The sequence below is a fragment of the Candidatus Binataceae bacterium genome (assembly GCA_035500095.1).
GTDB lineage: Bacteria > Desulfobacterota > Binatia > Binatales > Binataceae > JAKAVN01.
In genome coordinates, this window is record DATJXN010000060.1 from 1 (window position 1) to 7,651 (window position 7,651).

7 protein-coding genes are annotated in these 7,651 nt (G+C 67.6%); 5 read left to right on the top strand and 2 right to left on the bottom strand.

From position 1 onward, the window contains the following. The 5 genes from VMI09_06650 to VMI09_06670 form a co-directional block, all read left to right on the top strand. The coding region (locus tag VMI09_06650) for a DUF4838 domain-containing protein (GenBank protein ID HTQ24359.1) at window positions 1-1,714 on the top strand (1,714 nt) is incomplete at its 5' end. A 44-nt stretch (window positions 1,715-1,758) separates the two neighbouring features. Continuing rightward, window positions 1,759-2,925 carry an acyl-CoA dehydrogenase family protein gene (locus VMI09_06655; GenBank protein HTQ24360.1) on the top strand — a complete coding sequence of 389 codons (1,167 nt, stop codon included), beginning with the start codon at window positions 1,759-1,761 and terminating at the stop codon, window positions 2,923-2,925. Between the two features lie 44 nt (window positions 2,926-2,969). Then, window positions 2,970-4,157 (top strand): CoA transferase, encoded by a 1,188-nt coding sequence (locus VMI09_06660; protein ID HTQ24361.1) that lies wholly within the window; start codon window positions 2,970-2,972, stop codon window positions 4,155-4,157. Between the two features lie 113 nt (window positions 4,158-4,270). Further along, a complete protein-coding gene (locus VMI09_06665) occupies window positions 4,271-5,488 on the top strand; it encodes a hypothetical protein (GenBank protein HTQ24362.1) in 1,218 nt (405 codons plus the stop codon). 107 nt (window positions 5,489-5,595) lie between these two features. Further along, window positions 5,596-6,729 carry a hypothetical protein gene (locus VMI09_06670; GenBank protein HTQ24363.1) on the top strand — a complete coding sequence of 378 codons (1,134 nt, stop codon included), beginning with the start codon at window positions 5,596-5,598 and terminating at the stop codon, window positions 6,727-6,729. Window positions 6,730-6,779: 50 nt separating this feature from the next. Here the strand turns inward: VMI09_06670 and VMI09_06675 are convergent, their stop codons facing one another. Next, on the bottom strand, window positions 6,780-7,043 hold the full coding sequence (locus VMI09_06675) for a hypothetical protein (GenBank protein ID HTQ24364.1): 264 nt from the start codon (window positions 7,041-7,043) through the stop codon (window positions 6,780-6,782). Between the two features lie 72 nt (window positions 7,044-7,115). Further along, window positions 7,116-7,651 (bottom strand): family 16 glycoside hydrolase (locus VMI09_06680; protein HTQ24365.1); only part of this gene is annotated, 536 nt, incomplete at its 5' end.

Below are 7,651 nucleotides of genomic sequence, written 5' to 3' on the forward strand. Positions count from 1 at the left end.
CGCGCGCTCGCGCGCGGCGCTCCCCGACGACAGCTTCGCGCTGCAGCGCATCGCCGCGCCTGCCGGCGCCGAAGGCGCCGGCAGGCGCGGCGATGCGCTCGTCGTCGCAGGCGCCTCGGCGCGCGCCGTGCTCCACGGCGCGTACGACCTGCTCGGGCGCCTCGGCGCGCGTTTCGCGCTCGGCCGCGCACCCGCGCTGCCGCGCGTCGTGTGGGCCCAACTCGAGGCGCTCGGGCCGTACCGCGTCACGCCGGCCTTCAGCAGGCGCGCCTTCGCCTCGGACATCATGACCTGGCACTACGAGGACCCTGCGCGGCTTCAGACGCATCTCGCACACGATCGCGACTTCGCCGCGTGGATGGGGCATCGAGGCATCAACGCGTTCGAATATATCCGCCACGGGCAGGACACGCGGCTCAAGATCGACGAAGTCGCGCCAATGCTCGCCATGCGCGGCATCGAGCCTGGGTATGGCGGCCATATGCTGCCGCTTTTGCTTCCGCGCGACCAGTTCGCGGCGCATCCCGAGTATTTTCCCTGTGGAGACGACGGGCGAAGGACAGAGCGCGGCAACCTGTGTGTGTCGAGCGGCGGGGCGCTCGAGTTGGTGCGCGCGGGCGCGGTCGACATGGTGCGTCAGAACCCCGAGATGGCGATACTGCATATCTGGGGTGCGGACGTGCGGGGCGGAGCGTGGTGCCGCTGCGGCGGATGTGCAGCGATGTCGCCGCAGCTTCAATATATGAGGGTGGTGAACGAAGTCGCGGCAGCGCTCGCGGGCGAAGGCGAGTCCGCGCCGCCTGCCGCCTATCTCGCTTACCACGACACGCTGGAGCCGGATCCCGCGCTGCGTCCGCTCGACAATGTATGGTTCGAATGGGCGCCGCGCGAACGATGCTATCGTCACGCGATCGACGATCCGGCCTGCACGGTGAATCCGCTTTACCGGGAGTCGCTCGAACGTTACCTGGATTTGTTCGACGGGCGCGGTCACGTCTTCGAGTACTACGCCGACGCGATTTTGTTCGGCGGGATGGGTTTTGGGATGCCGTCAACGGTCGTGCGCGACCTTAACGCGTATCATCGGATGGGCCTGCGTAGCATCTCGTGCCTGACATTCGGCGCGTTCAGCGCGCTCGCCTATCCGGTCAACCTCGAGACCTTCGCGCGCGCGACGTGCTTCCTGGGCATCGATTCCGGCGCGGCCCTGGACGAGACCGCGGCGGCGCGGCATCCCGGATGCGGAGCGGCGATGGCGCAGGCCTATAGCGCGGTAGCGCGGGCTTCGGCGTTGGCGCTCACGTACGGCGACGTCATGCTTCCACCCGCAGAACCCGCGGGAGCGGCCGAGAGGCGAGCGCGCCTGCTCGAGGCGGCAGCGCAGATGCGCATCGGGGTGGCCGCGGCACAGGCGATAGTCTCGGGAGCGGCGGGTGCGCCGGCCGATGCGACAGCGAGAGTGGAGGTTGGCGCGGAGCGCGATTTATGGGAATACAGCGCTGAGACGCTGGAAGGCATGGCCGGGTGGCTAAAGGCGCGGACGCTGACCGGCGCGGAGCGCCGCGCGACGGGCGCGCAGGCAATCGAGAGGGTCGACCGTGCGATCCGCCATGTCTGGGAAATCGATTCTGTGCGCAAGGGTACCTGGGGCACCCATGATTTGGAGCGGCTCCACGAAATCTGGCTCGAAAAACTGAAGCGCCGGCTCGACTGACAGACGCCGCGCGCGTTGGAACACACCGGGAGGCTATGCCCTGGATGGAAAAAGGCAATAACGGGTTCGTCCTGTCCGAAGAATTGACCGCGCTGCGCGACCAGGTAAGGCGCATCATCCGCGACGAGATCATCCCTATCGAAGAGCGCCTCGATCCTGACGCGGCCGAGATTCCCGAGGAGGATTTCCGCGCGCTCGCGCGCAAGACCCAGGCCGCGGGCCTCTGGTGCATGGGCGTGCCGACCCAATACGGCGGCGGCGGACTCGGCACCTTCGAGATTTGCGTGCTGATGGAAGAGATGGCGCAGCATCGTATGGGCCTCTACAACCCGGGTGGAGGAGTGTTCGGGCGCACGCCGCCCCCGGTCATCTGGGCCGGCACCGAAGAACAGATCCAGAAATACGCCATTCCCACGATCAGGAACGGTTACCACACATTCTTTTCAATCACCGAGCCTTCAGGGGGATCGGATCCTGCCGGCGCGATCCAGTGCCGCGCGGTGCGCAAGGGCGACACCTACCTCCTGAACGGCACCAAGATTTTCACCTCGCACGCGCACGAGGCCGAATGGGGGGTGGTGTTCACGCGCACCGATCCCGGCGCCGGCCGCGCGGGCATCACCGCGTTCATCGTCGAGAAGAACACGCCCGGCTTCGCCGCACGGCCCTTCAAGACGCTGCGCACGGCGGCGCTGCCGTGCGAGGTGCATTTCGAGGATTGCACGCTGCCGGCGGCGCAGCGCCTCGGCCCCGAGGGCGGGGGCCTGACGCTCTGTCTCGATTTGTTGACGCGCCTGCGCTTTCCCTACTCGGCGTGCAACGTGGGTGTCGGCGTCGCAGCGCTCAGGATGGCGATCGCACATGCCAAGCAGCGCAAGACTTTCGGCGAGTTGCTGGCGCGCCGCCAGGCGATCCAATGGATGCTGGCCGATTCCGAGGTCGAACTGCGCGCGGCGCGGTGGCTCACCTGGGACGGCGCGTCGAAGGCCGATCGCGGCGAGGACGCGCGGATGGAAGCGTCGGTCGCTAAGCTCTATTCGAGCGAGGCGCTCGGCCGCGTGATCGATCGCGCGGTGCAGATCCATGGCGGCTACGGCGTGAGCAAGGAGTTTCCGCTCGAGCGATGGTACCGCGAGGCCCGCATCCGACGGATCGGCGAAGGCCCCTCGGAAGTGCATCGGATGGTGATCGCGCGCAACCTGCTGCGCTGAGCGTGGGCCGGCCGCGCTGCGAGGAGAGGGGAGAGAAGACCTCGATGGGCTTGCCGCTTGAGGGAATACGCGTAATCGACCTGGGCCAGATTTTCGCCGCGCCTTACTGCACCCTGCAGCTCGCCCAGATGGGCGCCGAGATCATCAAGATCGAACCGCCCGGCGCGGGCGAGAATCTGCGGCGCGCCGAGTCGTCGCAGAGCGGCGTCGGCTATTCCTTTCTGATGCTCAACGCCAACAAGCGTTCGGTGACGCTCAACCTGAAGCATCGCCGCGGCCGCGAGATTATTCTCAGGCTCCTCGAACGCGGCGACGTGCTGGTCGAAAACTACTCGGCAGGCGTGATGGAGTCCTTCGGACTCGGCTACGAAGACCTGCGCAGCCGGTTTCCGCGCCTTATCTATGCCAGCGCCAAGGGCTATGCGAGCGACGGTCCGTGGGCGCGCCTGGGCGCGATGGACTCCACGGTGCAGGCAAGCTCGGGCCTGATGAGCGTCACCGGCTATCCCGATCGCAGCGGCGTGAGAACTCAGGCCACCTTTATCGACATGGGCACCGGCAGCCACCTGGTGAGCGGAATTCTGGCCGCGCTGCTGCAGCGCGAGCGCAGCGGACGCGGACAAAAGGTCGAAGTCGCGATGCTCGATGTGTGCGTGCCCGCGCTGACCGGGCTAATCGCCGAGCAATTGCAGGCGCGCAAGTCCGAGCGTCTCGGCAATCGCCATCGCAACGCCTGCCCGTCCGACGTCTATCCCGCCGCCGACGGCGAGATTCTGATCTTTTGCCTCACCGAGCCGCATTGGCGCGCGCTCGCGCGGCTGATGGGCCGTGACGAGATGATCGCCGAGGAGCGGTTCAGGAATCACGCAATGCGGCTTGCGAACGTCGAGGAGGTCGATAGCGCGGTCGCTCGATGGACGCGCGAACGGCGTCGCGACGAGCTTATCGCGGCCCTGATTGCGGCGGGCGTGCCGTCCGCCCCGGTGCGCACGATCGAGGAGTTGACCGCCGACCCCGAAGTCGCACGGCGCGGCATGCTGCTCGACAGCGAATTTCCGGCGCGCGGCGCGATCAAGGTGACCGGGTTGCCGATCAAGCTTTCGGGGTCGCCGAGGCCCGAGCGTACGCGGATGCGGCCCCCGGTTCTGGGCGAACACACCGCGGAAGTGCTGGCGGGTGTTGGAATCGACGCGGCAGAGCTCGAGCGGTTGCGCGCCGAAGGCGTGGTCTGAGCGCCGCACGCCTCGTGCATACGATATGCGCGCTCGCCGCGCGCGTGTGAATCCTGACTGATTCCTTCGCAGCCATAAAGGCGCGCGCCGCGCTACCATGTTAAAAGTGCGTCATGGCGGCGACCGAACGCGCTCCGCAGCCCGGCGATCTTCCGGGCTCCCTCGCCACTCTGATCGAGTTCGGACCACCAGTGGCGGATCGAATTGCGCTCGAAGCCGCGCCCAGCGCGGGCGTTGTCGATTTTTATTTGCTGACCGAAGCGGCGACCCGTGCGTGGGGTGCGATAAGCGCGAGCCAGACCTCGAACGTCAGCCGGGTTTTGTGGGTAAGCGGCCCGGCGGGCGTGGGCAAGACTCATTTTCTGAACTACGTGATGGCGCTCGAGGAGCGCGCGGCGACAAAAAAAGGCCGGCGCGCGATCATCAGGCTCGCGCTCGGAGCGCACGCCAGAGCATACGACCTCGAGCAGCGGATGTTCGAGTCGCTCGCACGCGAGATCGGCGGGGGCGACGCGGGTGCGATGCTGTGGCGACGGCTGCACGGCGGCGAGGCGCTCGGGGTCGCCTTCGAGCAGGCCTATCGCGTCGGGATACGCGCGATCGTTGTCGCGATCGATTTCGGCGCGGGCGACGCCGCCGCATGGGACGGGTATTTTGCGGAGCTCGCGCGCGTGGCCGCGCGCAGCCGCGATGTCGCCTTCAACGTGTACGTCGCCGCGCGGAGCCGGGCCCCGGCAAGCGCGGTGGCGCTCGAAGTTGCGCCGGCTGACGGTCGGGAGCGGATGCTGGCCGCGCTCGCGCGGGCGCGCCGCGTGATAGACGAGGCCGCCGCAGTGGCCTTGTATGACGGCCGCGATACGGGCCGCTTCGACCCGCGCGCAATCTGCCCGTTCGATTCCCGGGCGATCGAAACCCTGAGCGATCTCGCCGGCGAAACGGCGAGCGTGGCGGCGCTCGCGAAACTCGCGGCCGCGGCGCTTGCGGCCTTTTGCGAAAACGTTGCCGAAAGCCGGCTCCGGCCGCTGCTTGCGGTCGAGTTGATGAAGGCCGCGCCAGTGGCGAAGCGGGCGGACGAGCGGCTGGGCGAGGCCGGATGCGCAGCGCTCCGGATTGCGCATGGCGCCGCCCATGCGATGGAGGAGCGCGGATGCGCGCGCGCAATCGTCGACGCGCTGATGCTGGCGCGGCTCGGCGGCGGCGAGAGAACGCTGTCGCTTGGCGAGTTGCGCTCGCGTCTGCCAGATCGCTACCAGCGCCGCGGCCCTGCTTCGGCGGCCGGTGCGGCGGTCGCCGCGCAGCTGCAGGCGCTGCGGACCGCACCGGCGGCGTAATCGCGTTCGACGGGCGTGAGGCGAGGTGCAATCCGCGCGCCGCGAGAGCGCCTGAAGTCGCCGCCTTCAATCGCGCGCTCCCTCTTCTTCAGCTCTTCGACGCGACGTTGAGCGAAGCGGCCGAACTGGCCGACGTACGGGCCCGGCTAAGGCGCGCGAGCGACGCGATGGCGCGGGCGGTCGAAGCGGCTCATCGCGTCGGCGCGGCGCTCGAAGGAGCGTATCGCGAATTCCGCACGGAGCTTTCGCCGGAGCATCGGCAGACCATCGACGATTTCATCGCGCTCGCAGAGGCCGGTCCCGGTGCGCTGATCGAGCTGGCGGCCGACGAGCGATCGCGCGCGCATACGGAACGCGCGATTGCGGCCTACGAAGCGCTTGCCGCAGCGGCGGCGGCGGCGCCCCGCATGCGCTCGATGCGCGAATATCTGCGGGCCACCGCGCTGATGCCCGGCACCGCGGGACATATCGCAGGCGACACGGCGGACGCGCGGGGCGACGGGTCCGCTGCGGACAAGGCGATCGCCGCGGCGCAGGTTGAGTGTCAGCTTGTGCTCGTGGCGATGGAGAGCGCGGTGCCGCGATGGGATGCGCGCGGCTACGACGCGCTCGAAATACGCTTTCAGAAATTCAAGTGGAGCTATATCCAGCTCTACCAGGCTGCGCACGAGCGCTGGCGCCGCGAGAGCGAGCGCTTCGTGATCGAGCTTGGCGAGGCGCGCGAGCATTTCGCCGCGCTGCGGAGGCTCAACTCGATCGCCGCGCTGGGCGCACCTGCCGGAGACGCGCTCGGGATGCGCCTTGAGGAGTTGCGGTACGGTCTCGCGCCATGCGCGATCGCCGCGCCGATCGCGCTCGATCTCGAGCCGCGCTGTCCGCGATGCGGTTTCGTGCTAGGTGCGGCCATGCCCTCGGCCGCGCTTGACGAAGTTTTCGAGCAGATACGGGGCGCGCTCAGGGCCACGCTAGAGGCGCTCTCGCACGACGCCATCGCGCGCCTGATTCGCCAGCACGACAGCGGCCATCGCCTCGACGGGTTTCTAAAAATCACGCAAGCCGCCCAGACCGACGCGCTGGTGCGCGTCCTCGACGATAATCTCGCGCGCTACCTGGGACACCTGCTTGACGAAGTGAAGGAGGCGGCGCAAAAGGAAGCGCCCGGAGTGATCCAGCCGTTCACCAGCGCGCGCCGCGGCGCCGGCAAGCGGTCCGAACGGACGATCAAGCCGCGTCCCGATTGAGCCGCGCCGGACAAGGCCCCCATCCCTTTTGTCTAAAGCGCGCGGCGCGATCAGTTCGGACCGGGCGGCTGGGGACGCTTGCGCGGCTGCCCGGGCGGGAACGCGCTCGCGCTGCGCCGGCGCGGCTTCACGTTGAGCCGGTCGAGCATATGGAAATAGGCGTTGCGCATGATCTCCATGAACCACAGCAGCGCAAGCCCGAGGCTCACGCCAATCCCGTACAGCACCGAAGTTATAAACCCGATCTTGCCGAGAGCCTCCGGCACGTGCGGCTCCTGCCAGACGCGGGACTGATCCTGAGCAGGCTCAACCATTTCTGTCACGCTTATGGCGCACTGCGAGAGCGTGCAATTCGCTGCGCCCGGTAAGTTGCGGCCGTCCGCGGTTCAGGTCGAGGGCGAAGAAGCGGACCCTGCCGGAGTCACTTTGATATTGTCGAAACTCACGCGCGAGTCGTTCTGCGACCACACGCCGATGCGTCCCTTGGGGATCGAACCGTCGTTTGCGTCGAGCACCTGTTTGCCGTCGAGATAGGCAACGAAGTGGCCGCCGCTCGCATCCACTTTCATATTGTACCAGCGTCCGCGCTCGAGCTCAGCCGGAACCTCTTTGATCACGTTCAGCCGCCCGCCGCTCATCCGGTAAAGCGTCAGCGTATCCTTGGGACAGGCGGCCACCAGCACGTAGTAGTTCTGCGGATCGGTGTAACGGAATGCGAGACCCGCGTAGCTGCCGAAGGCGCCTCCCCAGGGCTTGAACGAGGCCTCGTAGCTGAAGTCTGCATACTCAGCGCCGTCCTTCGGAATAGCCAGTAGGTAGTTGTCGTTGAAGAACGAATCGAACCAGAGCTTCACCTGGGTCGTATGCGGCAGGCCGTAGCCCGGCAGCCCCAGCGTGTTGGGCTCGCTCGGCGCGTTGCGAT

Bases quoted from the DNA above. Each gene is read 5' to 3' on its own strand.
- VMI09_06675 (HTQ24364.1), bottom strand. From the start codon at position 7,043: ATGGTTGAGCCTGCTCAGGATCAGTCCCGCGTCTGGCAGGAGCCGCAC.
- VMI09_06665 (HTQ24362.1), top strand. From the start codon at position 4,271: ATGGCGGCGACCGAACGCGCTCCGCAGCCCGGCGATCTTCCGGGCTCC.
- VMI09_06660 (HTQ24361.1), top strand. From the start codon at position 2,970: ATGGGCTTGCCGCTTGAGGGAATACGCGTAATCGACCTGGGCCAGATT.
- VMI09_06655 (HTQ24360.1), top strand. From the start codon at position 1,759: ATGGAAAAAGGCAATAACGGGTTCGTCCTGTCCGAAGAATTGACCGCG.